This window comes from Chondromyces crocatus (assembly GCF_001189295.1).
Lineage (GTDB): Bacteria > Myxococcota_A > Polyangia > Polyangiales > Polyangiaceae > Chondromyces > Chondromyces crocatus.
In genome coordinates this window covers 1,748,412-1,774,746 of sequence record NZ_CP012159.1, presented here as the reverse complement: position 1 = coordinate 1,774,746, position 26,335 = coordinate 1,748,412, and the positions used below count along the sequence as shown (strand labels likewise).

Sequence of the window (26,335 nt, the reverse complement as noted above, 5' to 3'; positions counted from 1 at the left end):
GTGCGAGAGCCCATGCACAGCCTGCACCCCCGCGACCTCTCCCCTCACGTGCTGGCGATGGTCGGTCTGCCCGCCCGCGGCAAGACGTCGATCGCCCGCAAGATCACCCGCTATCTCTCCTGGCTCGGACACCCGACCCGCGTGTTCAACGTGGGCAGCTACCGCCGCTCGCTCCTCGGAGCGCACCACCCGGCGAACTTCTTCGCGCCGGAGAACCGCGAGGCGCGGCGCACGCTCGACGAGATGGCCATGGCCGCGCTCGACGATCTGCTCGCGTGGCTGGGCGGTGGCGGCGAGGTGGCCATCTTCGACGCGACCAACAGCACCCGGGCGCGGCGCCAGATCATCTCCGAGCGCTGCCGGAACCAGGGCTACCCGGTGGTGTTCATCGAGTCGATCTGCGGCGACGAGGCCATCATCGAGACCAACGTGCGCGAGACGAAGCTGCGCTCGCCCGACTACGAGGGCGTCGATGCCCGAGAGGCCGTGCGCGACTTCCGGGCGCGCATCGCGCACTACACGCGCGCCTACGAGCCTGTGACCGATCTGGAGAGCAGCTACATCAAGATCATCGACGTCGGCCGGCAGGTGATGCTGAACCGCATCCACGGTTACGTGCCGGCGCGGCTCGTGCCGCTGCTCATGAACATGCACGTGGCGCCGCGGCCGATCTGGCTGACCCGGCACGGCGAGAGCCTTTTCAACCAGCAAGGCCTGCTCGGCGGTGATCCCGATCTCTCTCCGCGGGGCGAGGTGTACGCCCGGAGCCTCGCGGCGTTCGTCCGAGGCCGCGCGCGCGAACTCGGCGAGGCGTCGGGGATCCCCGGCGAGCCGGCCTGGATCCCCGACGACGTGGTGGTGTGGACCAGCAGCTTGCGCCGCACCATCCAGACCTCACGCCCGCTCACCCAGCGCTCGACGGCTTGGCGCGCGCTCGACGAGATCGACGCCGGGGTCTGCGAGGGCATGACCTACGAGGAGATCCAGCTGAAGATGCCTCAGGTCTTCGAGGCGCGCGCGGCGGACAAGTTCCGCTACCGCTACCCGCGCGGCGAGTCGTACGAGGACGTCATCCAGCGGCTCGACCCGATGATCATCGAGCTCGAACGTCAGCGCAGTCCGGTGCTGGTGATCGCGCACCAAGCGGTGCTCCGCGCGCTCTATGCGTACCTCATGGACAAGCCCCCCCACACCTGCCCGAGCTTGCCGATCCCGTTGCACACGGTGATCGAGCTCGTGCCCACCGCCTACGGCTGCGAGGAGCGTCGGTTCCAGCTCGCGCCGGAGATTCCTGGCGGGGACGAGTCCACCATCGCGCACCCGTGAAGCGGCCTCAGCTCGGCGTGAGGAGCGCTTGCAGCGCGGCCGGTGGCACCTGGTACGCCTTGCCGCAGTAGTCGCAGTTGATGTCGAGCATCTCTCCGTCCGACACCATCTCCTCGATGTCGCTGCGCGGCAGGGTCGCCAGGGCGGTCACCACCCGCACCTGGCTGCACTGGCAGGCGTAGCGGAGGGCCGACTCCTCGAGCCGCGTGAACGGCATGCCGTACAGCAGCTCGTCGAGCAGCTTGTCCGCGGTGACTTCCTCGTTCGCGAGGACGGCGCCCAGCTCTTCGAACTCGCGGAGGCGCTCGGTCATCACCATCAAGGGTCCGCGCTCGACCTCGGGCAGGAGCTGCACGAGGACCCCGCCCGAGCGCCCCACGCCGTGCTCGTCCAGCAGCGTCGCGACCGAGACCATCGTCACCACCTGCTCCGACTCCTGCATGTAGGCCATCAGGCCCTGCGAGATGCCTCCGCCCTCGGGCACTTCGACCACGCCTTGCTGGATGGCCCCGTTGCGCAGGCTCCGCATCACCTGGATCAGCGAGCCGCCTGCCACCTCGATCTCCGTCTCGCCCCCCCGCAACGTGACGAGCCCCCGTGTGGACCCGTCCGGGTGCGCATCGGCCACCAGGCTGCCTCGACCTGCGGTGTCCTTCGCAATGACCTGCAGCCGCAGGGTGGGCGCCATGGCCTCTCGAACCAGGATGGCTCCCGTGACGAGCTCGCCGAGCCGCTGCGCGGTCGCCCCCGTCACCTGCTGGGCCGAGACCACGCCCTGCACGGTCTGGGTGGTCAAGGCGGTGATGACACGGAAGGCACCATCCTGCGTGATGGCACGAACGACGATCTCCGAGGGCTGGCTCACGGAGCACACTCCTGTGGGGTTGGGACGGTCCGACATGATGTCGACGCGGTGCATACTTGCGATGTCCCATCGAGGACACCCTTACCGACATGCCAACGTGCGTCCTGGGAGCAGCCCTGGCAACTGCGGGTTCCGCCCGGAGAAGGGCTGATTCGACATTCGTCTGTCGGCTATGGAAAAAGCCAGAACAGATCTACAAAGGCCATAGATTCCGCTCACTTGCGTGGAATTGCGCGTTTATTTGCGGGCTTTCATGGGCTACACCCTGCTGGAGGGGAGAAAGCCATGGGCAAGCGCGCTTCCACCCATCAAGAGGGGGCGGCCGAGACGGACAGCCAGCGTTCCGATCAGGGGGCGCCCGCGCAGCCGACATCACCGCCCGTGAGGCCGCTGCGGCTGGTCGGCTCGACGCCGGAGGAGGTGGCGCCGGCTCGCTTCATGTGGGGCGAGACGGGGCCATTCGAGGGGTTCGTCCCCGGGCTGGCGACGGCTGGTGCGCTGGCGGCGGAGCTCGATCGGGTCCTGCGCGGCCGCGCTGCACGCCTCTCCAGGACGGCGAGCGCGGCCGAGCGTGCGCGCTGGCTGGAGGATGCGCTCAACCCGACGGTGGCTGCATGCCGCGTCGGGCTCGTACCGGCTGCGCGTGCGGCATTCGACGCGGCCACGTTGATCCTGGCCGAGCTGCACGCGCCGAGCGCGGTCCCACAGCGTGCCCTGCGTCTCTGTCGGCTATGGACGGCAACACCACCAGCGCTGCGCGAGATCGCCACGATCTGCGAGTTGCTCGGGGCGTCGGAAGCGGTCGATGTCGCCATGCGCGTCCTGCGCACGCCCCTGCCGCCGGCGAGCATGGTCATCGAGGCCTTCGATCAGCGGCTGGCGCCGGAGTTCAGCTTGATGGATGCGCTGCTCACCACGGCCGCCATGGGGCCTGGCAGCACCACGCCCTGAGCTGAACGGACGGTGGCGATGCGACGCCTGAGAGATGGCTGGGCCAGCCCCCTCGGGAAGGGGGGAAGCCGTCACGTGCTTCAGCCTTGCGGAAATCCCTCCGCGGAGGGGTGTTCTCCATGCGTCAAGTGAGGCCGCTGCGCTCGAAGAGGGCGTCCAGCCGCGGGCCTCGCCCCATGAAGTCTTTGTAGAGCGTCGAGGGCTCTTCGCTGTCGCCACGGGCGAGGATGCGCTCCCGGAACGCCTCGCCCACTGCACGGCTGAAGAGGCCTTCCTGCTGGAAGCGGGAAAAGGCGTCCGCGTCGAGCACCTCGGCCCACTTGTACGAGTAGTAGCCGGCCGCGTAGCCCACCGGGCTCGAGAAGAGGTGCGAGAAGCTGGCGACCATCGCGTAGTCGTCGGGCAACGGCACCGCCGCGTGGCGCTCCAGCACGGCCCTGGCCAGCGCCATCGCGTCCTCCTCCCCTGGCTTCCAGTCGACGTGGAGCGACAGATCCAGCTCTGCGAACCCGAGCTGACGCATCATCGCGTTGGCAGCGCGGAACGAGCGCGCAGCGCGCATCCGCTGGTACAGCTCCTCGGGGATGGCCTCGCCCGTCACGTGGTGGCGCGCGAACAGATCGAGCGCGCCACGTTCCCAGCACCAGTTCTCCATGATCTGGGAGGGCAGCTCCACGAAATCCCAGGCCACGTTGGTGCCGGCGAGGCTCCGCACGTCCACCCGGCTCGATGCGTGGTGCATCATGTGGCCGAACTCGTGGAACAGCGTCTCGACCTCCCGGTGGGTCAAGAGCGCTGGCCCATCGCCCACGGGCGGCGTGAAGCTGCCCGCGAGCACCTCGAGGTGCCGTGCGTCGCCGCGGCCGTCGTGTGCACCGGTGACGATCCCGTGCATCCACGCCCCGTCGCGCTTGTCCTCGCGCGGCAAGAAGTCCAGGTAGAACGAGGCGCTCTGCTTCCCGTCTTCCTCGAACATCCGGTACGCACGCACCGAGGGATGCCAGACCGGCGCGTCCAGCCACGGCTCGATGCGCACCCCGTAGAGCCGCTTCGCGATCTCGAACAGGCCCGCGACCACCCCGTCCTGAGGGAAGTAAGGTCGCAGCGCCTCCTCGTCGAAGTCGTACCGGGCGCGGCGCAGCTTCTCGGCGTAGTACCCCACGTCCCAGGGCCGCAGCGGCGCCGCATCCGCGCCCTCCAGCTCCCGGCGGAAAGCGAACAGCTCCTCATTTTCGCGCGCGAAGAACGGCAGCGTTCTCTCTCGCAACGTCTTCACGAAGCGCCTCGCCTCGTCCCCCGAGCGCGCCATGCGGTCTTCCAGCACCAGGTCGGCGAACGTCGCGAACCCGAGGAGCTTCGCCTTCTCCTGGCGCAGCTCCAGCACCCGCCGCAGGATGGGCCGGTTGTCGATCTCGGCTGCCGTGGCGCGCGTGTTGAACGCCCGCCACATCTGCTCGCGGAGCTCGGCGTCGTCCAGGTAGGTCATCACGGGGAGGTAGCTCGGCGCCTGCAGCGTGAACCTGTACCCCTTCAGCCCCTTGCGCTCGGCGCTGTCACGCGCCGCCGAGAGCGCGGACTCCGGGAGGCCGGCGAGCCGCGCACGATCCTCCACGACCAGCTCGAAGGCGTTCGTCGCGTCGAGCACGTTCTGGCCAAAGCGCAGCGTGAGCTTCGCCAGCTCCACCTCGATCGCACGGAGCCGCTCCTTGCCGGCGGGGTCGAGGTCCGCACCGCTGCGCCGAAAGTCGTCGACCGTCTTCCGGAGGAACCTCCGCCGCGCGCCCGTCAGCGCCTTCGCCTCCTCGGTGGCGTCGAAGGACTTGAGGGCGCGCCACACCTCGTCGGACAGCGAGATGCCGCTCATGAACTCGCTCACCTCGGGCTGCACCGCGTTGTAGGCGGCCCGCAGCTCCGGCGTCGTCACCGCGGACTCGAAGTGCGAGATGACGTTCATCGCCTGGTCGAGCCTTCCCGTGACCTCTTCCAACGCATGCAGCGTGTTCTCGTACGTGCGCGCACCGGAGGCCCGTGTGAGCGCATCCAGCCGATGCCGAGCCTCGTCGAGCAGCACCTTCACGGCGGGCTCGACGTGCTCACCGCGCACACGGTCGAACGGGATCTCGTAGCCAGAGGAGAGGAGAGGATTCTCGGTAGGCTCGCTCATGAGAGTGGGTTGCTACGTAAGACGAACCCCGCGGCGCGGCAACCCAGGGACAGGCGGGTCGCTCTCGCGGGTCGTCACGCCGACACGTGTCCACCCAGCAACCTTTCGTCCACGGGAAGCGAGCGAAACGACGCCGGGTCGCAGAAGCTCTCTGGCTGCCGCAACGCGGCCTGGAGGAGCTGGTCGGCCAGCGCCACCCGCGCCTCTGCGTTCGCCGGCAAGGGGCCTGTAGACGATAGCGTATGGGTCATCGCCCGCACCAGCGGGCCACCCAGCGCGAGCTGTTCGTACACGGCGTGACCGAACACCAGTGCGACCGCACGCCCTGTCGCGATCACGTCGGCCACGGCGTCCCCCTGGCGCGCGTCCAGCCCAGCCTGGATCTCGGGCGCGGCAGCCTCCTCGACCAGGAGCAGCATGCCGCCTTCGTCCAGGATGGCGAGACCGTCCTGCTCCCGCGTACGACGGCCTGGCAGCCCCCGCGCTCCTGGCGTCACCCACTGCGCCAGCGTGCCCGCCTGCCGCGCGCTGAGCTGCCGCTTGGCCCGAGGGAAGGACAGCCACACCAGCAGGTTGAAGAAGTCGTGCCAGGATGCCGGGCGCGTCGGAATCCACCCCTCCAGGTGAATCCGCCCTTCGTAGAGGCTGGTGATCTCCACCGGCCCTCGCCGCCCTCGCCGCCGGGGGCGTGGTGGCTGCTCGCGAAACCGTACGGGGAACTCCTCACCCGCCGCCCGATCGTAGTCGTCGACGGAGGGCCAGCTCTCGAAGCCCGTGAACGCCGACGCGGCCGCGCGGAGGGGCCAGAACAGAGGACTCCGCTCCACGACCCGAGGGTCCCACGACGATGCGCGGCCCGATGCCGTCGGTTGTTTCTCCGCACCCTCCGGACGCACGGCGGCAGCCTACGAAAGCGCCTCGCGCATCTCAAGTAGACCTGCGCCCTGCGCTCGGCGGGCTGCATGACGACGCGCTGCACCGTGTTTGGAAGGCCTTACGCGCGCTCGGCGCTTCGGCGCTCCATGCAGGAGGAGGGCTCAGCCGGTCTTGCGCTTCCCGTCCGGTCCAGCCTCTGGTGTCGCAGGAGCCGTCGTCCCTTCGGTCATCCCCTCGACCATCACCGGGTCGCTCTGCTCGGAGAGGTGCGTGAAGCCGGAGGGATCGATGTAGTGCCCCGACCGCTTCGCCTTCGTCTGCAGGTAGAAGCTGTTGTGCTCGTGCGGAGGGATCACGTGCGGGATCCGCCCGGCCACCTTCACCCCGTACAGCTCGAGCTGCTTCATCTTCTCGGGGTTGTTGGTGATCAGCTTCACCGACTGCACCCCCAGGCTCAGCAGCATGTGCGCCGCCACGGCGTAGTCCCGCTCGTCGTCCCGGAACCCGAGCGCCAGGTTCGCGTCGACGGTGTCCATGCCGTGATCCTGCAGCGCGTAGGCGCGCACCTTGTTGATCAGCCCGATCCCGCGCCCCTCCTGCCGCAGGTAGAGCAGGATCCCTCGCTCCGCCTCCTGGATCTTGCGCAGCCCTTCCAGGAGCTGATCCCGGCAGTCGCAGCGCAACGACGCCATCACGTCGCCGGTCAGGCACTCGGAGTGCAGCCGGGTGTGGACCTCCGAAGCGCCCACCACGTCGCCATGCACCATGGCGATGTGTTCCTTGGCATCCCGGTTGTTCCAGAAGGCGACGATGCGGAACCTGCCGAGCCGCGTGGGGAGTTCCGCCACGCCAGCGACCCGCACGCAGACCTGATCCGGGCCGTAGCCCGTGCAATCATGGTCCTGGTCGCGCTCGACCAAGCCTGCCAGTTTGTCGTAATCAGCCAAAGTGCGCCTCCGATGATGTCGGATGCGCTGCTCGGCGCGATGCAGCGAATCAGTGGACCTGTGGGGGATCGAACCCCAGACCTCTAGAGTGCGATTCTAGCGCTCTCCCAGCTGAGCTACAGGCCCGTGTCGTTGGGACGGCGGACTCTACTCTGCGAAGGGTTTCTGTCAAGACCGATTGACGCAGTTTCGTTCCAGCCCGCCATCCCTCGGGGTTTTCCCGCGGTCACGCCGCCTGATCGACGCGCCCCTGGAGGGCCACCAAGAGCTTCTGCACGCTCGCCTTCGCGTCCCCGAAGAGCATCAGCGTGTTGTCGTAGTAACAAAGGGGGTTGTCGACCCCGGCGTACCCGGCGGCCATGCCACGCTTCAGCATGATCACCTTCCCGGCGTGCCACGCCTCCAGCACCGGCATCCCGTAGATGAGGCTCGACGGATCGTCGAGCGCGCTCGGGTTCACGATGTCGTTGGCACCGATGACGATCACCACGTCGGTGTCGCCGAAGTCCTCGTTGACCTCTTCCATCTCTTTCACGATCTCGTAGGAGACGTCCGCCTCGGCGAGCAGCACGTTCATGTGGCCCGGCAGCCGCCCGGCCACCGGGTGGATGGCGTACCGCACCTTCACCGCCCGCTGCGCCAGCAGCGTCGTGATCTCCTTCACCGCGTGCTGGGCCTGGGCCACCGCCATCCCGTAGCCCGGCACGACGATCACGCTCTTCGCCCCGAGCAACAGCTCGGCGGCGCCGTCGACCGTGGTCTCGTTCACGCGCTTCGCAGGTCCCCCGTCCCCCCCGGTCACCTTGGCGCCGCTCAGCTCGCCGAAGCCGCCGAACACCACGTTCCAGATGGAGCGGTTCATCGCCTTGCACATGATGTAGCTCAGGATCGCGCCCGAGCTGCCCACCAGCGCGCCGGTGACGATGAGCAGGTCGTTGCCCAGCATGAAGCCCGCCGCGGACGCCGCCCAGCCCGAGTAGCTGTTCAGGAGCGAGACCACGACGGGCATGTCGCCGCCGCCGATGGCCAGCACCAAGTGCGCCCCGAGCACGCCCGCGATGGCCGTGGAGACGAGCAGGAAGGTCACCCTCCCGTCGCCCCCCTGAGAGAACGCGAGCCCTCCCAGCGCGAAGCACCCGATGACCATCAGCATGTTCAGCGCGTGCCGCGCCGGCAAGAGCAGCGGCTTGCTCCCGAGCGTGCCGCGTAGCTTCAAGAAGGCGACCACCGAGCCGGTGAAGGTCACCGCGCCGATGAACACCCCCAGGTGGATCTCGGTATGGTGTGCGACCTCGGGCGGCGCCCCTCGACCCACCGCGTCCAGTTCGGTCGCGATCCCCACCAGCGCCGCGGCCGCGCCGACGAAGCTGTGCAGGATGGCCACCAGCTCCGGCATCGAGGTCATCGCCACACGCGCGGCCAGCACCGCGCCGACCACGCTCCCCACGCCGATGGCCGCCGCCAGGAGGCCGAGACCCTCCGGGCGAATGGCGGCGTGCATTCCGTGCGCCCCCACCTCCGGATCGGGCGCGAGCAGGGCGCCCAGCGTCACCACCACGGCGAGCACCATCCCCAGTGCACCGCGCGCGTTCCCGCTCCTCGCCGTCTGCTGCGCGCTCAGCCCGCGCAACGACATCACGAACAGGAGGCTCGCGAGCAGGTAGGCCACATTGATCAGGCTGATCCGCATCGCGCTCCCCTCACCTGTGGAACATCCGCAGCATCCGCTGCGTCACGAGAAAACCACCCGCCACGTTGATCGACGCGAGCAGCACCGCCACCGCCCCGAGGATCGCCGCCACCGGGACCCCCACGGTGCCGCTCGCCGAGAGCAGCATGCCGCCGATCAGGATGATGCCGCTGATCGCGTTGGTGACGCTCATCAGGGGCGTGTGCAGGGCCGGGGTCACGTTCCAGACCACGTGCCAGCCCACCACGCAGGCCAGCAGGAACACCGTGAGGTGCTGCACGAGATCCCGCTGCCCGAAGAGGCCGATCGGAAGCAGCACGCCCAGGCCGATCAGCATCCCGATTCGCGCAGGCCACGGACTCGACGGCACCTCCGGCTTCGCCGATGCGTGCGCCGCCGGCTTCTGCGGCGCGGGCGCGCCAGGCCGGATGGTGGGGCTCGGCGGTGGCCAGAGCAGCTTCCCCTCGTGCAGCACCACCATCCCTCGCTGGATCTCGTCCTCGAGATTCAGCCGCCACACCCGCTCCTTGCCGAGAATTTCCTCGATCAGGTTGACGATGGTGTTCGCATACAGCTCGCTCGCTTGCAGCGCCATCCGGCTGAGCAGGTCGGTGTGCCCGTTGATGATCACCCCGTAGTGCTCCACCGTCTTGTCCCGCTCGGTGAGCGCGCAGTTGCCGCCCTGCTCCGCCGCGAGGTCCACGATCACCGAGCCGCGGCGCATCCCCACCACTGCCCCCGAGGTGATCAGCTCCGGCGCCTTCTTCCCCGGGATCAGCGCCGTGGTGATCACGATGTCGCTCGTGCGGCAGTGATCTCCGATGAGCTGCTGCTCCGCATCGAGGTACGCCTCGCTCACCTCCTTGGCGTAGCCCCCCTTCCCCTCGCCGGTCTCCCCGGAGAACTCGAAGGGCACGAACTGCGCGCCCATCGACTCCACCTGCTCGCGCACCACCGGGCGCGTGTCGAATGCCTTCACCTGCGCGCCCAGCGAGCGCGCCGCGCCGATCGCCGCGAGCCCCGCGACCCCGGCCCCGATCACGAAGACCTGCGCCGGTTTCACCCGCCCCGCCGCCGTCACCTGCCCACCCAGCGAGCGCCCGTAGCCGAACGCCGCCTCGACCACCGCTCGGTAGCCCGAGATGTTCGACATCGCGCTCAGCGCATCCAGCTTCTGTGCGCGGGTGATCCGGGGCACCGCGTCCATCGCCAGCGCGGTCATCTCGTGGGCCGCGAGCTGCTCGACGAGCGCCTTGTTCTGCGCGGGCCACAGGAACGAGATCAGCCGCTGCTTCTTCCGAGCCAGCTCCGCCTCGTGTCGACCCGTCGTCGGGTGCTCCATCGGAGGCCGCACCTTGATCACCAGGTCGGCCTCCTGCCACACCGCCTCGGCCGACGGCAGAACGCGGGCCCCAGCCTCCGCGTATGCCGCGTCTTCGAAGCCCGCTCCGGCCCCGGCACCGCTCTCGACGGCGACCTCGAGCCCCAACTTCAGGAGGCGCTCCACCGAAGCAGGCGTCGCCGCCACCCGCTTCTCCCGTGGATCCACCTCCTTCAGCACCCCCACCAGGAGCGCCTTGTCCCCGACCTCCTCGGAGGTCGTCTGCGCGGAAGCACCCGTCTCTTCAGCCATGCGGTGCGGGAGCATACAGGCATCACGCCATCCGCACGACTTCCTGTCCCCTTCTCGGAGCGCGTGCGCGTTTTCTCGGAGCGCACGCGCCTTTTCAGGAGAAGCGCGCTCCCCCGCCGGTGGCTACGGGAACGGCGTCTGCGGTGGCTCTGGCGCAGGCACTGGCCCCGACGACGCATCGTCCTGCGCAGGGCGGGGCATCAGTGGCTCCTCGGGCGCAGGGGGCGCGGACGAGGGCCGCGTCATCCCTTGCGACTGCGCCTGCGCCTTCGGGTTCACGAAGGAGAACAGCTTCTCCCTCTCCTGGTTGTAGCTCTCGGTCTTCCCCCACTTCGGGTTGAAGTCCTTCACCCAGTACACGTCCCCGGAGACGATCACGTCCTCCGGCCGCCCCGTCCGCTCCGGGTAGCGAAACATGTACTCCTTCATCGCGTCCCGGTAGCCCGTGTTCGCCGGCAGGTGCATCCGGTTGAAGTAGTCGCTCCAGATCTGGTTGTACCCGTAGCTCTTCACGCTCTTCAGGTCGAAGTCCGGCTCCTGCCCCGTGAACGGGTTGATGTGCCGCCCATCGATGGTCACCGCGTCCACGATGATCGTCCCGTCGTCCATCACGGGGTTCGGCGAGAACATGAACCAGCCCTGAAGGAACCTGAACTTGTGCGCGAGCGATCTCATGGGCTCGTGCTGCGGCACCCGGATCCTCCGGTTGATGCACCACAGCTCCACCGCGGCCTGGTTGACCGCCGAGGCCCACATCACCACGATCAAAAGCTCCCGGAGCGCGGCGACCCCCTTGCGCCGACCCCGCAGGAGCGGAGACGGCGGCGGCGCCACGCTCGCCACCTCCGGTACGCGCAGCCCCAACCAGGCCCCTGCATTCCAGCGGTCCAGCGCCCCGAGCAGCGCGTCCACGAGTCCCCGCACCCCGGGCAGCCGCAGCATCCAGGCCACCACCGGCCCGAGCGGCAGCGCCGCCACCATGTCCGCGAGCGCCCGCGCGCCGTCCACCGTCTTGCCGTCCGGCGTCCGCACCGACAGCCGCCCCCCGAGGCCCGGCTGCTCCTCGAAGGTCAAGAGCCCGAACCGGTCCATTCGCATCAGCAGCCGGCACACGCCGAGCGCTCCCGCCGACGCTGGGTCGAACCTCACCACCCGCGCCCGGTGCTCCCGCCGCATCGTCTGGGTGGCGATCTCCCAGTCCTCGGGCTGGAACATCAAGGTCGAGAACACACACAGCGCCCACGCGAATGGCCCGAGCACGAACGTCGTCCCGAACGCGAGGTGCAGCGCGTTCATCATCACGATCACCAGCCGCCGCGCCCACACCCGCCCGATCGGCGCGAGCAGGCAGACCGGGATCGACGCCTCGAACGCCAGCGCCGCCCGCGTCATGATCAAGATCATCCACCCCGGGATGTACTCGCGGACCTGCGCCACGGCCGGCGTCACCATCCGGTCCACGTAAAGCACGTAGTGCACCGCCGTCCCGTTCTTCCACGCCATCCCCGTCTTGTGGACGACGTTGAAGAAGTAGATCGACGCGAGCTGGAGGATGATCACCGGCCCGATGATCGACACGTACCGATCCGGCTTGTCCGGATCGTCGATCGTGCTCCTGTCGTTCAGGTCCGCTGCCCCGCGCTCCTTGCTGCGCCGGAGCGACGCCCGCATCGCGTCGAGCGAGAAGCGGTCCCCCATCGGGAGGAAGCACGTCCACAGGAGCAACAGGTTGTGGACCACGTAGCCGCCGTTCTCGATCAGCAGCACGCGCCCGTTCATGCTCGCGACCCACAGGAGCGAGAGCACCTGTGCCAGCTTCGTCTTGAACCCGACGAGCACGCACACGTACGTCGCCAGGATGATCGCCCAGAGCACCCACAGCTCGCCGTTCGTGGAGAAGGCGTTGAAGATGGTGAAGTTGTCCGCCCCGCGCCGGAACAGGTTCACGTGGTTCGGCAGCACCCCCTCGACGGAGTACATGTCGCCCCAGTCCCACGTGCGCCGGAACAGGTCGCCGATGAGGTACAGCCCGAGCAGGATCCGCGTGAACCCGAGCGTGCGGCGATCCAGCGTGAAGTAGGAGTCCCGGAAGAGATCCCACCACGAGTACCGGCGCCCCGTCGGATCGTAGATCGGCGTGAGCACCTCGCGGATGCGGCCGCCCAGCGAGGTGGGCGCGGGCGGCGGCTCGGGGGTGGCCTCGGACGGGTGGCCTGCGATCGCGGCGGCGCTTTCCTTGTCGGCGTTCATGGGTGCGTGTGGCCTGCGCGACGAGCCAGGTCCTTCCGCCGATAGGTACCCCAGGTTCGCGCGCAGCGCAGCAGGCCTCGCAGTTGCGGCAGCCCGTCGGCGGGACTACGAGCCCTCCCAGGTCCCCGTGAAGCTCGACGCCAGCGAACGGAGAGCGCTCATCGGCTCGGCCCTCTCGGCGAGCACGCTGCTCCTCCTCCCCCGCCAGTGGGTCTCCGCCGGCATGGCGGCAGCGCTCACCGTCGCGCTCTACGTCTGGCACCAGGTGCGTACCAGCAAGGAAGAGGCTGCATCCCCTGCTCCAGCTACGGCAGGCGGCGCCACAGAGACGGGCGGCACTTCGGAGACAGCCAGCACCACGACGACCTCGGAAGCACTGCCCGAAGCACCAGCTGGAGACGCCCCTCCCGCATCGGAGGCGACGCCCGACGAAGCCCCGAAAGAACCGCCGGCCGCCTGACGTCACCGCCACGACGTCACCGCCGCGACGTCACCGCCACGCCAGCTCAGCGCTCTTTTTCGTCGTCTCGCTTCGGCTCCAGGGGCGGCTTGTCGAACCGCGCACGCAGCTTGTTCACGCTCGCGAACACCCGCGGCTGACCGAGGATCTTGTGCTCGAGCTTTCGCTTGCCCGGAATGTCGAGGCACATGATCCCGATGAGGATCGTCAGCGCCCCCTGCCCGGGCACCCCTGGCAGCGAGAGCAGCACCCCGAGGACCACCAGCGCCACCCCCGCCAGGTTCCGGCCGATCCGGGCGAACAACCGGAGCCCCGCGTGGCGCCCCTGCATGAACGGCGTTTCCTCGGTCGAGCTGAGGTAGTCGACCGGCAGCCTCACCAGCACGAACGTCACCAGGGCCAGCGAGCCGAGCAACGACACGAGGAACAAGCCCACGCCCCAGGCGATCTGTCCTCGATGGGCGCTCGCATAGGCAAGCCACGCGCTGATCTTCTCCTCCATGCTCGCCACACCGCCCTGTCCGGCAGGCCCGAGCGTACAGGAAGGCGCCGTCCACACGCCTGCTCGACGCGCGCGGCAGCCTGCCCCCCCGGCCTGTCTTGCATCGGATGCAGCAGCGGCCCCTTTGGTCGCCCACAACCGTCCCCGCCGTCCCCTCGATGAAATTGCCGCTACATCTGGGAAGAAAACGCGAGGTCCGGCAGTATGAGCCCCTGATGAGAGCCACCCTTGTCGTCGCCTCCGCCCTTCTCTCGCTCCTCGGCGCGGCGAGCTGCGAGTGGGAGACCTGCAGGACCCTCGCGGACGGCACCCAGGTCTGCGGCGACGAGGAACCTGCGATGGGCGACGGGCAGATCGACCTCACCTGCTCCGACTTCTTCTCCGCAGGCGTCCCCGTGGTCCGCAGCCTCAGCGGGCCCGCGCAGTGCAGCTACTCGTCCACCGACGGCTTGCTGGTCCAGGTCACCAGCGAGACGTGTGACAGCCTCACCGTCCGCCTGCGCGACTTCAACGGCCCTGGCCGCTACCGCGGCGACGGCGCCGCCGACGGCCCCGTCCAGGTCCTGGCCAACCTGGTCGTGCCCGACACCGGCTGCAGCGACAGCTACCTCATCCAGAGCTACCCGAACGCCGCCTGCTCGACCACGCCGAACCCCTGCACGGTCGAGGTGACCGGCGACATCGACACGACCCAGGGCGGCGACATGAAGCTGACCATCACCTGCGGTCAGCTCGTGTTCAATCACCCCCCTGAGGGCTGCGGCATCTGCCAGCCCCAGAAGGACATGACGCTCGACATCGAGGGCTGCACGTTCGGCGGGTGAGTCACCCCGGGCCGTCGTCTGGATCCGATGGTGTTGGTCTCGGGAGGCGGTCCAGCACCTCCCGGTAACGAGGCGCGAGCCGCTCCAGGTCGACCTTCCCATGGAGCGCTTCGATCGACGTGAGCGCCACCTCGGACACCTCCTTGCCGAGACGCGCTGACTCCAGGTGAAGCTCCAGCGCCCGACGGTGGCTGGACTTCGCGCGCGGCTCTCCCGCCGCCTCCTGGATCATCGCCTCCTCGGCCACCAGCAGCGCATACGCCGTGATCTTCTCGTGGCTGCCGAGCAGCAGCGCCGCGCTCGACGCGTCCACCTTCTCGACCATGGCGCGGACCGGCCCGAGCAGCCCATCCGCCGTCTCCTGCACGATCTGCTGCGCCTCCTCCAGGTTGCCGGCCTTGCGCGCGAACATCGCGCGGCCGATGGCGTGGGCGAGCTGATCGATCATCCGGAGAAGGTAGTCGCGCTGGCGAATCGACATGACGAACCGACCTCGACCCTGTGGTTTCCTTCCTCGACCCTACCTGCCTTCTCCAGCCGCGCCACTCACGAGGACAGGGCGCTCGGGGACGCCCCCGGCGCAGGCAGGCGATCCGCCAGCCGCACCGGGTCGATGCCTCTCACGGCAGCAGCACCGTGCCCACCGATCCAGGCTCCCGCGCCTCGCGCGCCAGGTCGCCGGGCTTCAGCTGACCGAGGATGTGGATCCGTTGCACCCCGTCGCGGAGCGCGTCGAACGACTCCTCCAGCTTCACGATCATCCCGCGGCTCACCACCCCGCTCTCCACGAGCCCGTGGCCCTCGGCGCGGGTCAGCTTCTGGATGCGCGAACTCGGGTCTTCCACATCGCGCAGCACGCCGGGCACGTCGCTCACCATGAGCAAGCTCTCGGCGCCCAGCTCCACGGCCAGGCGGTTCGCCACCGTGTCCGCGTTGATGTTGTAGACCTGCCCGTTCGGCCCGGCCCCGATGCACGCCACCACCGGCAGGTAGCTGTTGCGCATCAAGAGGTTCAGCAGGTCGCGGTTCACGCTGATCACGTCGCCCACGAACCCCAGGTCCACGGGATCCGGCCCGGCGCCCGGGTAGACCCGCGGTGGCCTCCGCGCGGCCACGATCACCGGACCGCTCGCTCCGTGCAGCCCCACCGGCTGCGCGCCGGCCGCGACCAGCGCCGCGCACAGCTCCACGTTGAGCTTGCCGGCGACCACCATCTTCATGACCTCGAGGGTCTCCCGGTCGGTCACCCGGCGCCCGGCCACCTTCTGCACCGGGAGCCCGAGCTGCTCTTGCAGCTTCGTCGCCTGCGGCCCGCCTCCGTGGATGACCACGATGCGCGCTCCCGCCCCGCTCAGCGTGGCGAGATCTTCGGCGATCGTCGCGAGCGAAGGCCCACCCACGACCTCGCCGCCCAGCTTGACGACCAGCGTCCCCTCGAAGCCATCCGGCGAAGAACTCAGCGTCCCGCTCACGGGTAGCCTCCCGGATCCTCCAGCGTCAGCGCCTCATCGAGCCCGAGCACCAGGTTCATCGACTGGATTCCCTGGCCTGCACCGCCCTTGATCAGGTTGTCGATCGCGGAGAAGCAGGCCACCGTCCGCTTCCCGTCCTCCACGGGACCCAGCTCGAAGCCCACCTCGGCGTAGTTCGTGCCGGCCACGGCCACCACCTCGGGGAGCCGCTTCTTCGGCCGACGCACGAAGCGCTCGCCCTCGTACGCTGCCGCGAAGGCCTCGCCCACCCGCTCCGTAGGCACCGACGCGTCGATGCGCGCGAACGATGTTGCGAAGATGCCTCGCGTGAGCGGCGCGCTCACCGGCACGAAGTTGATCCCGAAGTTCCGCGCGCCCGCCGAGGTGATCGTCTCGGTGATCTCGGGCATGTGCTGGTGCGACAGCGGCTTGTACGTGCGCAGGTTCTGCGCGCGCACCGGGTGGTGGGTCGTCGCCGATGCAGCCACCCCGCTCCCGCTCGACCCCGTGATCCCCACCGTCTCCACCGATCCATCGAGCAACCCCGCCTTCGCCAGCGGCAAGAGCCCGAGCAGGATCGTCGTCGCGAAACAGCCCGGCGACGCGACGAGGCGCGCGTTCCGGATCGCCTCCCGGTTCAGCTCGGGCAGGCCGTACACGGCCGCTCCGTCGAGCAGCTCCGGCGCCGGGTGCTTGCCCCCGTAGAACTTCTCGTAGGCCGCCACGTCACGCAGCCGGAAGTCGCCCGACAGATCCACGATCTTCGCCTGCGTGTTCTTCAGCAGGCGTGGCACCACGTTGGCCGCCACCTTGTGCGGCAACCCGAGGAGCACGACGTCGCACCCTGCTGCCGCCTCCTCCGGCTCGAGCTTCTCGAAGCGCAGCTCCGTGCGCCCTTCCAGGTGCGGGTGAGCCGCGGACAGCAGCTCCCCGACGTAGTCGATCGAGGCGACCCGGACGAGCTCGACCTCCGGGTGGATCAAGATGCGACGAATGAGCTCGGCAGCGCCGTAACCGCTGCCGCCGATGATGGACGCCTTGAAGCGCTTCATGACATGGGCGTAGCACCGCCGCCTGCGCGAGGGGAGGGGGGTCGGATCTGGTCGCCTCGGGGTGCGGCGTGCGATGCTCCTGCCGTCATGGAACGCATTCGCAAGGCGCTCGCGGGGCGGACGGATGCCATGCTCGGGCTGATCGAGCGGCTGGTCCAGGTGAACTCTTTCACGGACAACATCGAGGGCGGAAACGCCGTCGGGGCGCTGCTCGCTGCCGAGATCCGCGCGATCCCGGGAATGCATGCGCGCTCCATCGCGAGCACGCGCTACGCGACCCACTGGATCGGCGAGAGCGACGCCGCGCGGGGCGCGAAGGAGGGCTTCGTGGCCTTCGTAGGGCACCTCGACACGGTGTTCCCGCCCGGCATCTTCGAGGGCTTCCGGCGTGACGGCGAGCTGGCACGCGGTCCTGGCGTCCTCGACATGAAGGGTGGCCTCGTCGTGATGCTGGAGGCGCTACGCGTGCTCGCGAAGATCGGCGAGCTTCCGCGCATCCCCGTGCGGCTGGCCATCGTCTCCGACGAGGAGGTGGGCTCCCCCGAGGGACGCGCGATCCTGCACCGCGAACTCGGGGGCGCGGCGTGTGCCCTCGCCTTCGAGGCAGGCCGCAAGGCCGACGCGATCATCACCGCGCGCAAGGGCACGGGCGCGGTGCACGTCGAGGTCGAGGGCAAGGCCGCCCATGCCGGCGCCAACCACAAGGACGGCGCCAACGCCATCTGGGCCCTCGCGCGGTTCATCGATCACGCCCAGCGCCTCACCGACTACGACCGCGGTGTCACGGTGAACGTGGGCAAGATCTCCGGCGGGACGAGCAAGAACACCGTCCCCGAGCACGCCGAGGCCCAGGTCGACTTCCGCTATGTGCGCCTCGTCGACGGGCAGGCCACGGTCGCTGCGTTCGAGGAGGCCGCAAAGACCGCCGCCGCCGAGGTCCCGGGCACCACGGTGACGGTTCAGGGCGGGATCGCACGCGCTCCCCTCGAGCGCACCGATGCGAACGTCGCCCTCTTCCAGGAGTACGCCGCCCACGCACGCGCCGCGGGCCTCGGCCATGCCGAAGCGGCCCTCATCGGCGGCGGCTCCGACGCCAGCTCGACCGCGGAGATCGGCATCCCCAGCATCGACGCCATGGGCCCCCGCGGCACCGGCTTCCACACCAAGGATGAGCAGATCGAGATCGCCTCGCTCGTCCCCAAGGCCGAAGCCCTCGCCGCCTTCCTCCTCGGCCGCGCCCGCCCCTGATCGCCCTGGTTTCGACACGAGACCCTCAAACGCCGAGCCAGCGCGCCACGATCGTCGCCAGCACGTCCGGCGTCCCCGAGTGGATGGTCCCCCCGAGCGCGTCATCCACCGCGCTCGGCAGGCCCCCGTCTTCCAGGTAGCCCACGCCCCCGCGCAGCGCGACGGCATCCAGGGCCGACGCCAGCGCCGCATCCGCCAGCTGCCACTTCGCCAGCGCCGCCTCTGACTGTGCGCGGTGCCCCTGGTCCAGCTCCCACGCCGCCCGGTACACCAGCAACCGCGACGCTTCGAGCCGTTGCTTCATCCGCGCCAGCCGGTGGGCCACCGCGTCGTGTCGCCCGATCGACTGCCCGCCCGGCCGTCGCTCCCGCGCGAAGCGCACCGCTTCCTCCAGCGCCCGCTCCATCGCCCCGATCCGGAACGCCAGGATCAGCGCCCGCTCGAACGTCATTGCCACCTGGAACACCGCGAGCCCCGCACCTTCACGGCCCAGAAGCGCCTCAGCGCCCACCTCGCACGCGAAGCGCACCGGTGCGACCCGCGCCCCCCGCAGCCCCGCCGTCTCCAGGAGCGCCCCGCAGACCACCCCGGGCCCCGGCGGCACCAGCAACGTCGTCAGCCCGTGCTCTTTCCCATCGTCCCGCGCGAGCGTCAGGAACAACCCCGCCCGATCGGCCCACGTCACGAACCGCTTCTCCCCCGTCAGCCGGAACCCACCCTCCAGGTGGTGCACCCGCGCCTCGACCGCCGCCATGTGCGATCCCGCGTCGGCCTCGGTGGCCGCGATCGTGGCCATCACCTCCCCCGTCGCGAGCCGCGGCAGCCACGCGCGGCGCTGCTCCGGCGTCCCCACCCGCGCGATCGTCAGCGCCACCCCGAACAGGTGGGCCCCGGCCGCGAGCAGCACCCCGCCATCGCGCAGCCCTGCGCCGAGCCCCTCGTAAGCGAGCGCCGTCGTCACCAGGTCGAGCCCACCGCCCCCGTATTCCGCGTCCACGGCGAGCCCCAGCACGCCACCACGGCACAGGATCGCCATCCGCCCGTCCGCGACCGTCGCATCCGCCTCCGCCCCGAGGGCGCGCATCCGCTCGTACACCTCGCGCTGCTCGGCACGCCACCCGAAGTCCATGCTCACCCCTCCATCAGCGCGCGGTAGTCGATCTTCCCCGTCGACGTGCGTGGCAGCTCCGGCAGCAGTGCGACCCGCTCCGGCACCATGTACGGCGGCAGCCTCTCCGCGAGGTAGCGCCTCAGCGTCTGCCCATCCACCGCCACCTCCGCATCCCTCTCCTGGGATGCCACGCCCCCAGTCGCCGCCGCAGCCTTTTGCCCCGCCACGGCCTCTTCCGCCGCCAGAGCCTCCCCCACCGTCACGCGCCCCCGCCTCCCCTCGCCCTCTCCCACCGCCACGAATGCCCGAAGCACCCTCCCCAGCCGCGGATCATCCACCGCCACCACCGCCGCTTGCTTCACCACCGGGTGCCCCGCAAGCGCCGCTTCCACCTCACCGGGCTCCACGCGGTAGCCCCGGATCTTCACCATCCGATCGATGCGCCCCCGGAAGTAGAGCCGCCCATCGGCGCCCCGCTCCACCCGGTCGCGCGTCGCGTACGGCCCCCCGCCCACCGTCGTCACCCCCGCCACGACCAGCTCTCCCGTCCCCGCCCCCTCGATCCTGCGCCCGCTCCCGTCCTCGTCCACGAGCCAGCAGTCCGCATAGGGGCACGCCAGCCCGATCGGCGCCTCCTGCACCCCGTCCAGCGCCCTCCGATCCACCTCGTGGAAGGTGCAGACGTTGGTCTCCGTCGGCCCGTACAGGTTGAACAGCGCCGCACCAGGTGCCCGCTCGGCCAGCGCCTTCAGCTCTCGCGGTGGAAACACCTCACCCGCGAACAGGAGCACCCGCGGCACCGGCAGGAGGGACGCTCCCTCCGGCAGCGCGGCCACGAGCTTCATGAACAGCGACGGCACGCCGTAGATCACCGTCGGCTCGAGCGCCTCGACGGCCTCGCGCAACGCGCGCCCGGCCAGGAGCTCACGCCGCGCCACCGTGACCAGCGTCGCTCCCACGCGCAGCGTCGCCACGTGATCGAACCAGGCGAGGTCGAAGATCAGCTCTGCGACCCGCAGCACCCGGTCCCCTGGCCCGAGCCCCGTGAGCTGCGCAGCCCACCCCGTGAACGCATCGAGCCCCGCCCAGGTGATCGGGATTGGCTTGGGCTCGCCCGTGCTGCCCGACGTGTGGAGGATGCACGCCAGCGCCTCCACGGCCGGGAGAGGTCCTGCCTCATGCCCCGGCCGCTTCACCGCCGGCTCTCCCGAAGCTGACGTCCTGCGCCTCTCCGAGAACTCGCCCTCGTCGACCGAGCGCTCCTTCACCTTCGACGAGCGCACGCCCCCTTCCACCGAGCGCACGCCCCCTTCCACCGAGCGCACGCCCCCCGTCGCATCGAGCGTCACCCGCCCCAATCCACCGGACTCGCCCCTCGCCGACAGGAGCCCCCCCACGAGCCCTTCGGCCCCAGCATCGTGCACCAGCGCCCGACACCCGCGCGCGCCCACGATCCGCGCGAGTCTTCCCGCCGGCGCGCTTGCGTCGAGTGGCACCACCACGCAGCCCGCGCACAGCGCGCCCACGAGTGCCACCGCCTCGTCCTCGCCGCGACCGGCCGACAGCAGCGCCACCCGATCGCCTGCGTGAACGCCCACGCGCCGCAGCGCCTCGCCGACGGCTTCCGCACGTCGCGAAAGCTCGACGTAGCTCACCACCCCCCCGCGGGACACGATCGCTGGCGCTTCGCCTCGCGCGGCGAGTTCCTCCAGGCGAAGCGGCAAGCCCACGGTGCTCTCTCCTTGCGACGCCCCTGCCGCGCCGCTCAGCGCCACGAGAGCGAAGGTTCCTTCAGCGTCGACCCCCCGCACTCACCGCAGCCGCCTCGATCCGCACCGTCACGAAGCGAGCCATCCGCTCCAGCGTCGACAGCTCGTCGACCACCACCTCTTCGTCGGGGATCCGGAGCCCGAACCGGTCCTCCACGAAGACCAGCACCCGGGTCAACGACAGCGAGTCGAAGCCGGCCTCGAAGAGATCCGTGTCCGGCCCGAGCGGCTCGGGCCGGAGCAGGATCTCGTGCACCAGGTGATCGTGGAGGACACGCCGCACGTCGTCGAACGACGGTGTCATGGGCTGGCTCACCGCGCGCTCATCAGGCCGCGGGCGCGGCGCGGCGCGCCAGGTAGTCGATGAGATCGATCTTGCTCACGACCCCGATCACGGTGTCCTTGTCCAGCACGATGGCGATCTTCGCGTCGCTCAACACGCCTTTCAGCAGCTCCACGCGCGTCGAGGGCGTCACCGTCGCGTAGTCGCTCTCCACCAGCTCGCCGATCTTCGAGTCGAGCGTGCGGCGTCCGTCGACGAGGTGCCGCAGGAGATCCACCTCGTGCACCATCCCGCGCAGCTTGCCACCGTCGAGCACGGGCACCTGGCTGATGCCGTTCGACTTCATCAGGTCGATGACGTCGCGCACCTTCGCCGAGCCGACCACGGTCACCACCGCGCTCGCCGGCCGGTTGCCCAGGAGGTCGCGCACCGTCCCGAGGCCCTTCTCCTCTTCGAGGAAGCCGTTCTCGCGCATCCAGTCGTCGTTGAAGATCTTGGAGATGTACTTGGACGCGCTGTCGGGCAGGAGCACCAGGATGTTCTCCTTGCGCCCGCTCTGCCGCGCGTACTTGATCGCGCCAGCCACCGCCGCGCCGCCCGAGCCGCCCACGAACAGCCCCTCGAGCCGCACGAGATCACGCGTCGTCAGGAAGCACTCCTTGTCGTCGACGCGCACGATGTCGTCGAGGATGGAGAGGTTCATCGTGCTCGGGAAGAAGTCCTCCCCGATGCCCTCCACCTTGTACGAGAACGGCTTCGTGATCCGCTGCGTCTTCACGTAGTCGTAGTAGAGCGAGCCCACGGGATCGACGCCGACCAGGCGGATGTCGGGCTTCTTCTGCTTGAGGAACTTGCCCGAGCCGCTGATGGTGCCGCCCGTGCCCATGCCGGCGACGAACACGTCGAGCTCGTGCCCGCACTGCTCCCAGATCTCGGGCCCGGTGGACAGGAAGTGCGCGCCCGGGTTCGAGGGGTTGTGGTACTGGTTTGCGTAGAAACAGTTCGGCGTCTCCTCGGAGAGCCGCTTCGCCACCTGGTAGTAGCTGCGCGGATCATCCGGCTCCACCGCCGTCGGGCAGACGACCACGCGAGCACCGAACGCGCGCAGGCTGGAGATCTTCTCCTGCGACATCTTGTCCGGCATCACGAAGACGCACTTGTACCCCTTGATCGCGGCGATCATCGCCAGGGCTGCGCCGGTGTTGCCGCTCGTCGCTTCGACGATGGTGCCGCCCGGCTTGAGCCCCGCCGCTTCCGCGTCGCGGATCATGTTGAGCGCGACCCGATCCTTGTGGCTACCGCCCGGGTTCAGGTACTCGCACTTGACGTAGATCTCGCTGTCCAGGCCTTCCGTGACCTTGTTCAGCTTGACGATCGGCGTGTGCCCTACGGCCTTCGTGATGTCGCTGAGTGCGCCTCGCATCATGGCACGAGCGTTCTAGCCGGCGCGCGCCGATGCGACAAGCGAGACGAGCGCGTCGCCTGCGGCAAGTGCGGCACGCGCGGAGAACCACACGATTTCAGGGTCAGCAGGGCGACGAAAACCTGCGCGCTTCGCCGCAGCGCGCCATACGCCCCACGCGCCCCACGCTCTCTGCGCGCCGCCGAGCGTCGAGACGGACCCCCTGATGCAGGGTACGCTCTCCTACCGCGAGAGGCTCAGCAGATCGAAGGCCGTCCCGACGCCACGAGCACGCGCGGCGTCATGGAGGACCCGGGCGACGGCGACGTCCTGGACTGCGAGGCCGGTGGAGTCGAACACGGTGAGATCGGCCTGCTCGCGCCCGGGTCGCTTGCCCGCGATCACCTCGCCCAGCGTGGCGTGGATCGCCTCGCGCGTGAACGAGCCGTCGTGCAGGGGCACGTTCACCTCGCCGCTCTCGGTCGCCTGCGCCCAGTCGTCGATGACCACACGCGCGTCCCGCAGGATGGCCGGGTCCAGCTCCTGCTTGCCATGCGCGTCGGCGCCGATCGCGTTCACGTGCGCGCCCGGCCGCAGCCACCCGCGCATCACCACCGGCGCCCGGCATGGCGTCGACGTACACACGATGTCACAGCCCGACGCCTCTTCGAGCGAGACGGCGCGCCCGCCCACCTCGCCCGCGAACCGCGCACTCGCCTCGGCTGAAACGTCTGCCGCGAGCACCTCGAAGCTCTTTCCGTACACCGCGCGGTGCGCGTCGAGCAGGTAGCGCGACTGCACCCCGCAGCCCACGAAGCCCACCGTCCGTGGCGCGGAGCGCGCCAGGAACTTCGAGGCCACCGCGGCGGCGGCGCCGGTGCGCATCGCCGTGATCAGCGTCGCGTCCATCACCGCCAGCGGAAACGCCGTCTCCGGATCGCTCAGGATGTACAGCCCCATCACCGACGGCAGCCCGAAGCGCTCCGGGTTGTGCGGGTGGGAGTTCACCCACTTCACGCCCGCAGCGCCGGCGGCGTACGCGGGCATCGCGCGCAGGTCACCCCCTTCCGCTTCGAACGAGAGGTACACCTTGCTGGGCATCTGCACCTCGCCACGACCGTGTGCGAGAAATGCGGCCTCCACGGCGGCGAGGGTCGCCTCCATGGTCAAGAGGGAGGCCACGTCGTTTCTGGAGAGGAGGAGGGTCTTCAGGGATTCGGGTGCCGGCACGGCCCGCACCCTACCAGAGTCAGTGCTCTGACGCGGGCGCCTCCATCAGCCGCAGCACCTCCAGATCCGCCGGTTCACCTCGGGCCGACAGCGCCTCCATCACGCGGCGGCGGTCGGTGGGCGCGCGGTTCTGGCTCAGCTTGAACTTGCCTTCCAGGTGATCGATGTGGATCGAAAGGCCCACGATCCCCCCGACCAGGCTCTCCACGAACCCCGGGTCCAGGTCTGCCATCCGCCACGGCGCCCCCTCGCCCGCACCGTTCCCCTTCCCCCACCCACCGAAGCGCGGCTCCCGCGCCCCGCGCAGCTCCCGCAGCTCCCCCGGCGGCTCACCCGCCTCCGACTCGTAGTGAACCACCATGTCGTCGAGGAGCTGCCGCACCTCCATCGGCTCGAGCGGCCCCTCCACGCGCCCGTGCACGTGGACCACGGCGTAGTTCCACGTGGGCACCTGCTCGTGGGGCCGCTCGTACCATCGCGGCGACACGTATGCGTGCGGCCCCTGGAATACCGACACCACCTGCCCCCCATCGAGTGCAGCCCGCCAGATCGGGTTCGCCCGCGCCACGTGGAATCGGAGCCGACCGCGCGTCCCCACCTCGCGATCGAGCAGAAACGGCAGATGCGAGATCTCCAGCCCTCCGGCCTGCGTCTGTGCCACCAACGTGCCGAACGAGTTGGCCTCGATCACCTCGAAGAGACGCGCTTGATCGACCTCTCGGAACAGGCTGGGCGTGTACACCAGCGCGATGCTACCAGCCCCGAGCCCGACCGGTGTCACGGCACGGCCATGTCGAGCGCACGGAGGATCTGCGCGGCGGTGCGCTGTCCCCCCACCGCGGTGGCCAGCGTGCTCTGCCCAGGGAACACCGAGTCCCCCACCATCCAGAGCCCAGGCATCACCGCGCGCGGCCACGCCCCCAGGTAGTGGCCGAGCCCTGCCCGCCTCGGAATTCCGCCCACCGCTCCCCCCGCTCGGCCCGTGAACCGCTGAAAGGTGCGCGGGGATGCGGTCATCACCTCCACCACCCCCGCGGCCCACTCCGGCGCGAGCGCGTCGATCGTCGCCCGCATCCGCGCTTGCACCGAAGCCACGTAGGCCGCGCTCTCCGTCTTCGGTTGCTGGCGCAGCGTCGAAAGGGGCACATGCGTCGACGTGGTGATCGTCCGATGCCCTTCCGGCGCGCGCCCTTCATCCTCCGCGCCGCTGATCGACACGAACACATGGTTGCCCTCGATGAACGGTGCCTCGTGATCGGCGACGAGCTCCAGGTGCACCGGCTCGTCCCCCGCCCCCTCGGGCGCACGCGCCACGAGGTACAGCATCGCCGCCCCCCACCCGCTCTCCACCTCGTTTGCGAGCGCATCGACCCGCGGCAGCGCGCCGAGCGGCGCCCCGAGCAGCGCCCGCACATCCTGCGGCAAGAGGTTCGCCACCACATGCCTCGCCCGGATCACCCCCGACCGCGTCTCCGCGCGCCACCCCTCTCCATCGCGCGCGAGCCCCTTCACCCGGCTCGCCATCCGCACCTCGCCCCCCGCACGCCGTACCGCCTCCACCATCGCCCATGCGAGCGCCCCCACCCCACCGCGCACGTGCCCCGTCCCGCGCCAGTAGTAGTCCATCGTCGCCATCGCGAACGGCGCCTCCGCCTCGTCCGCACGGCACTGCACCGTGATCTGACAGAGCCCATCCAGGTAAGTCCGCAGCGGCGCGAACGCCCCCAGTCCTGCACGCCCGAGCGCCGCTCCCAGCGACCGACCCATCAGCGGCAACAGCTCCGCATACCGCCCCGCGCGTCCCAGATGCCGCAGCAACGCCCCCGCGCCGAGCGGCGGCAACAGCGCCGGATCATCGAACAGCGCCCACAGCGTCTCGGCCACCCGTCCCTGCCGCGCGAAGAACGCCCGCAGCTCGGCCTCGGGCGCACCAGGCAGCGCGCACAGCGACGCGACGAACGCCGCTCGGTCCCGACACACCGGCAACCGCAGCCCCGGCGATCGCACCTCCACCACCGGGTCGAGCCAGTCCACCTCCACCGACAGCCCGTGCCGCCCGAGCCACTGCGCAAACACCTGGCCTTCCCCGAGCCCCGAGAACAGCGTCGCCCCCGCCTCGAACTTCCGCCCGCCGCGCTCGAACGTGCTCGCGCACCCGCCCGGGTAACGCAGCGCCTCGCACACCACCACCCGCGCCCCGCGCTCCGCGAGCGCGAGCGCTGCCCCCAGCCCCCCGAAGCCCGCGCCGATCACCAGCACATCGCAGGCCGTCTCCGTCAT

At 69.8% G+C, this 26,335-nt stretch carries 23 protein-coding genes and 1 tRNA gene; 5 read left to right on the top strand and 19 right to left on the bottom strand.

Annotated features, from left to right (window positions below; translation table 11 throughout):
• Window positions 1–12: 12 nt before the first annotated feature.
• Window positions 13–1,326, top strand: coding sequence for a 6-phosphofructo-2-kinase/fructose-2,6-bisphosphatase (locus CMC5_RS06640; RefSeq protein ID WP_050429616.1), 1,314 nt, complete (start codon window positions 13–15; stop codon window positions 1,324–1,326).
• Between the two features lie 7 nt (window positions 1,327–1,333).
• On the opposite strand, the gene CMC5_RS06635 is transcribed toward CMC5_RS06640, so the two are convergent.
• Window positions 1,334–2,191: an Hsp33 family molecular chaperone HslO gene (locus CMC5_RS06635; protein WP_050435752.1), complete on the bottom strand. Its 858-nt coding sequence runs from the start codon at window positions 2,189–2,191 to the stop codon at window positions 1,334–1,336.
• Between the two features lie 285 nt (window positions 2,192–2,476).
• On the opposite strand from CMC5_RS06635, the gene CMC5_RS06630 reads away from it, so the two are divergent.
• The gene (locus CMC5_RS06630; protein WP_050429615.1) at window positions 2,477–3,142 is read left to right on the top strand and encodes a hypothetical protein; all 666 of its coding nucleotides are present in this window, start codon (window positions 2,477–2,479) and stop codon (window positions 3,140–3,142) included.
• Between the two features lie 124 nt (window positions 3,143–3,266).
• Here the strand turns inward: CMC5_RS06630 and CMC5_RS06625 are convergent, their stop codons facing one another.
• The 7 genes from CMC5_RS06625 to CMC5_RS06595 form a co-directional block, all read right to left on the bottom strand.
• Window positions 3,267–5,306 (bottom strand): M3 family metallopeptidase, encoded by a 2,040-nt coding sequence (locus CMC5_RS06625; RefSeq protein WP_050429614.1) that lies wholly within the window; start codon window positions 5,304–5,306, stop codon window positions 3,267–3,269.
• 74 nt (window positions 5,307–5,380) lie between these two features.
• Window positions 5,381–6,133: a DUF3025 domain-containing protein gene (locus CMC5_RS06620; protein WP_169796465.1), complete on the bottom strand. Its 753-nt coding sequence runs from the start codon at window positions 6,131–6,133 to the stop codon at window positions 5,381–5,383.
• 210 nt (window positions 6,134–6,343) lie between these two features.
• Complete coding sequence (ribA, locus tag CMC5_RS06615) at window positions 6,344–7,102, bottom strand: GTP cyclohydrolase II (RefSeq protein WP_245678329.1); 759 nt, start codon at window positions 7,100–7,102, stop codon at window positions 6,344–6,346.
• 80 nt (window positions 7,103–7,182) lie between these two features.
• Window positions 7,183–7,255 (bottom strand) — tRNA-Ala (locus CMC5_RS06610).
• Window positions 7,256–7,355: 100 nt separating this feature from the next.
• Window positions 7,356–8,819 carry an NAD(P)(+) transhydrogenase (Re/Si-specific) subunit beta gene (locus tag CMC5_RS06605; RefSeq protein WP_050429611.1) on the bottom strand — a complete coding sequence of 488 codons (1,464 nt, stop codon included), beginning with the start codon at window positions 8,817–8,819 and terminating at the stop codon, window positions 7,356–7,358.
• A 10-nt stretch (window positions 8,820–8,829) separates the two neighbouring features.
• The gene (locus CMC5_RS06600) at window positions 8,830–10,452 is read right to left on the bottom strand and encodes a Re/Si-specific NAD(P)(+) transhydrogenase subunit alpha (RefSeq protein WP_050435751.1); all 1,623 of its coding nucleotides are present in this window, start codon (window positions 10,450–10,452) and stop codon (window positions 8,830–8,832) included.
• 123 nt (window positions 10,453–10,575) lie between these two features.
• Complete coding sequence (locus tag CMC5_RS06595; protein ID WP_050429610.1) at window positions 10,576–12,702, bottom strand: HTTM domain-containing protein; 2,127 nt, start codon at window positions 12,700–12,702, stop codon at window positions 10,576–10,578.
• 127 nt (window positions 12,703–12,829) lie between these two features.
• Here CMC5_RS06595 and CMC5_RS06590 point away from each other — a divergent pair, with 127 nt between their 5' ends.
• On the top strand, window positions 12,830–13,162 hold the full coding sequence (locus CMC5_RS06590) for a hypothetical protein (protein WP_050429609.1): 333 nt from the start codon (window positions 12,830–12,832) through the stop codon (window positions 13,160–13,162).
• Between the two features lie 46 nt (window positions 13,163–13,208).
• Here the strand turns inward: CMC5_RS06590 and CMC5_RS06585 are convergent, their stop codons facing one another.
• Window positions 13,209–13,664 (bottom strand): hypothetical protein, encoded by a 456-nt coding sequence (locus CMC5_RS06585; protein WP_050435750.1) that lies wholly within the window; start codon window positions 13,662–13,664, stop codon window positions 13,209–13,211.
• A 215-nt stretch (window positions 13,665–13,879) separates the two neighbouring features.
• Here CMC5_RS06585 and CMC5_RS06580 point away from each other — a divergent pair, with 215 nt between their 5' ends.
• Window positions 13,880–14,488 (top strand): hypothetical protein, encoded by a 609-nt coding sequence (locus CMC5_RS06580; RefSeq protein WP_050429608.1) that lies wholly within the window; start codon window positions 13,880–13,882, stop codon window positions 14,486–14,488.
• A 1-nt stretch (window position 14,489) separates the two neighbouring features.
• On the opposite strand, the gene CMC5_RS06575 is transcribed toward CMC5_RS06580, so the two are convergent.
• The 3 genes from CMC5_RS06575 to argC all read right to left on the bottom strand — a co-directional run bounded on the left by CMC5_RS06575 (window position 14,490) and on the right by argC (window position 17,012).
• Window positions 14,490–14,969 (bottom strand): hypothetical protein, encoded by a 480-nt coding sequence (locus tag CMC5_RS06575; protein ID WP_050429607.1) that lies wholly within the window; start codon window positions 14,967–14,969, stop codon window positions 14,490–14,492.
• 139 nt (window positions 14,970–15,108) lie between these two features.
• Window positions 15,109–15,960: an acetylglutamate kinase gene (gene argB / locus CMC5_RS06570; protein ID WP_050429606.1), complete on the bottom strand. Its 852-nt coding sequence runs from the start codon at window positions 15,958–15,960 to the stop codon at window positions 15,109–15,111.
• Window positions 15,957–17,012: an N-acetyl-gamma-glutamyl-phosphate reductase gene (gene argC / locus CMC5_RS06565; RefSeq protein WP_050429605.1), complete on the bottom strand. Its 1,056-nt coding sequence runs from the start codon at window positions 17,010–17,012 to the stop codon at window positions 15,957–15,959. The genes argB and argC overlap by 4 nt, the downstream gene beginning before the upstream one ends.
• A gap of 87 nt (window positions 17,013–17,099) precedes the next feature.
• Here argC and CMC5_RS06560 point away from each other — a divergent pair, with 87 nt between their 5' ends.
• Window positions 17,100–18,260, top strand: coding sequence for a M20/M25/M40 family metallo-hydrolase (locus tag CMC5_RS06560; RefSeq protein ID WP_050429604.1), 1,161 nt, complete (start codon window positions 17,100–17,102; stop codon window positions 18,258–18,260).
• Between the two features lie 25 nt (window positions 18,261–18,285).
• On the opposite strand, the gene CMC5_RS06555 is transcribed toward CMC5_RS06560, so the two are convergent.
• The 7 genes from CMC5_RS06555 to CMC5_RS06525 all read right to left on the bottom strand — a co-directional run bounded on the left by CMC5_RS06555 (window position 18,286) and on the right by CMC5_RS06525 (window position 26,335).
• A complete protein-coding gene (locus tag CMC5_RS06555) occupies window positions 18,286–19,389 on the bottom strand; it encodes an acyl-CoA dehydrogenase family protein (RefSeq protein ID WP_050429603.1) in 1,104 nt (367 codons plus the stop codon).
• A gap of 2 nt (window positions 19,390–19,391) precedes the next feature.
• Window positions 19,392–21,146: an AMP-binding protein gene (locus tag CMC5_RS06550; RefSeq protein ID WP_156338279.1), complete on the bottom strand. Its 1,755-nt coding sequence runs from the start codon at window positions 21,144–21,146 to the stop codon at window positions 19,392–19,394.
• Window positions 21,147–21,162: 16 nt separating this feature from the next.
• The gene (locus CMC5_RS06545) at window positions 21,163–21,456 is read right to left on the bottom strand and encodes an acyl carrier protein (RefSeq protein ID WP_245678328.1); all 294 of its coding nucleotides are present in this window, start codon (window positions 21,454–21,456) and stop codon (window positions 21,163–21,165) included.
• A 10-nt stretch (window positions 21,457–21,466) separates the two neighbouring features.
• Window positions 21,467–22,849, bottom strand: coding sequence for a cystathionine beta-synthase (locus CMC5_RS06540; RefSeq protein ID WP_050429601.1), 1,383 nt, complete (start codon window positions 22,847–22,849; stop codon window positions 21,467–21,469).
• Window positions 22,850–23,068: 219 nt separating this feature from the next.
• Entirely contained in the window at window positions 23,069–24,037 is a 969-nt protein-coding gene (locus tag CMC5_RS06535) for an alanine dehydrogenase (protein ID WP_050435748.1), read from the bottom strand.
• A gap of 37 nt (window positions 24,038–24,074) precedes the next feature.
• Window positions 24,075–24,797 (bottom strand): FMN-binding negative transcriptional regulator, encoded by a 723-nt coding sequence (locus CMC5_RS06530; protein ID WP_063796496.1) that lies wholly within the window; start codon window positions 24,795–24,797, stop codon window positions 24,075–24,077.
• 35 nt (window positions 24,798–24,832) lie between these two features.
• Complete coding sequence (locus CMC5_RS06525) at window positions 24,833–26,335, bottom strand: phytoene desaturase family protein (protein WP_050435747.1); 1,503 nt, start codon at window positions 26,333–26,335, stop codon at window positions 24,833–24,835.

Excerpts from the sequence above, each read along its gene's own strand:
- CMC5_RS06640 (WP_050429616.1), top strand. The coding sequence starts at position 13 with ATGCACAGCCTGCACCCCCGCGACCTCTCCCCTCACGTGCTGGCGATG.
- CMC5_RS06630 (WP_050429615.1), top strand. The coding sequence starts at position 2,477 with ATGGGCAAGCGCGCTTCCACCCATCAAGAGGGGGCGGCCGAGACGGAC.
- CMC5_RS06625 (WP_050429614.1), bottom strand. The coding sequence starts at position 5,306 with ATGAGCGAGCCTACCGAGAATCCTCTCCTCTCCTCTGGCTACGAGATC.
- CMC5_RS06605 (WP_050429611.1), bottom strand. The coding sequence starts at position 8,819 with ATGCGGATCAGCCTGATCAATGTGGCCTACCTGCTCGCGAGCCTCCTG.
- CMC5_RS06600 (WP_050435751.1), bottom strand. The coding sequence starts at position 10,452 with ATGGCTGAAGAGACGGGTGCTTCCGCGCAGACGACCTCCGAGGAGGTC.
- CMC5_RS06595 (WP_050429610.1), bottom strand. The coding sequence starts at position 12,702 with ATGAACGCCGACAAGGAAAGCGCCGCCGCGATCGCAGGCCACCCGTCC.
- CMC5_RS06585 (WP_050435750.1), bottom strand. The coding sequence starts at position 13,664 with ATGGAGGAGAAGATCAGCGCGTGGCTTGCCTATGCGAGCGCCCATCGA.
- CMC5_RS06580 (WP_050429608.1), top strand. The coding sequence starts at position 13,880 with ATGAGAGCCACCCTTGTCGTCGCCTCCGCCCTTCTCTCGCTCCTCGGC.
- CMC5_RS06575 (WP_050429607.1), bottom strand. The coding sequence starts at position 14,969 with ATGTCGATTCGCCAGCGCGACTACCTTCTCCGGATGATCGATCAGCTC.
- argC (WP_050429605.1), bottom strand. The coding sequence starts at position 17,012 with ATGAAGCGCTTCAAGGCGTCCATCATCGGCGGCAGCGGTTACGGCGCT.
- CMC5_RS06560 (WP_050429604.1), top strand. The coding sequence starts at position 17,100 with ATGGAACGCATTCGCAAGGCGCTCGCGGGGCGGACGGATGCCATGCTC.
- CMC5_RS06555 (WP_050429603.1), bottom strand. The coding sequence starts at position 19,389 with ATGGACTTCGGGTGGCGTGCCGAGCAGCGCGAGGTGTACGAGCGGATG.
- CMC5_RS06540 (WP_050429601.1), bottom strand. The coding sequence starts at position 22,849 with ATGATGCGAGGCGCACTCAGCGACATCACGAAGGCCGTAGGGCACACG.
- CMC5_RS06525 (WP_050435747.1), bottom strand. The coding sequence starts at position 26,335 with ATGACGGAGACGGCCTGCGATGTGCTGGTGATCGGCGCGGGCTTCGGG.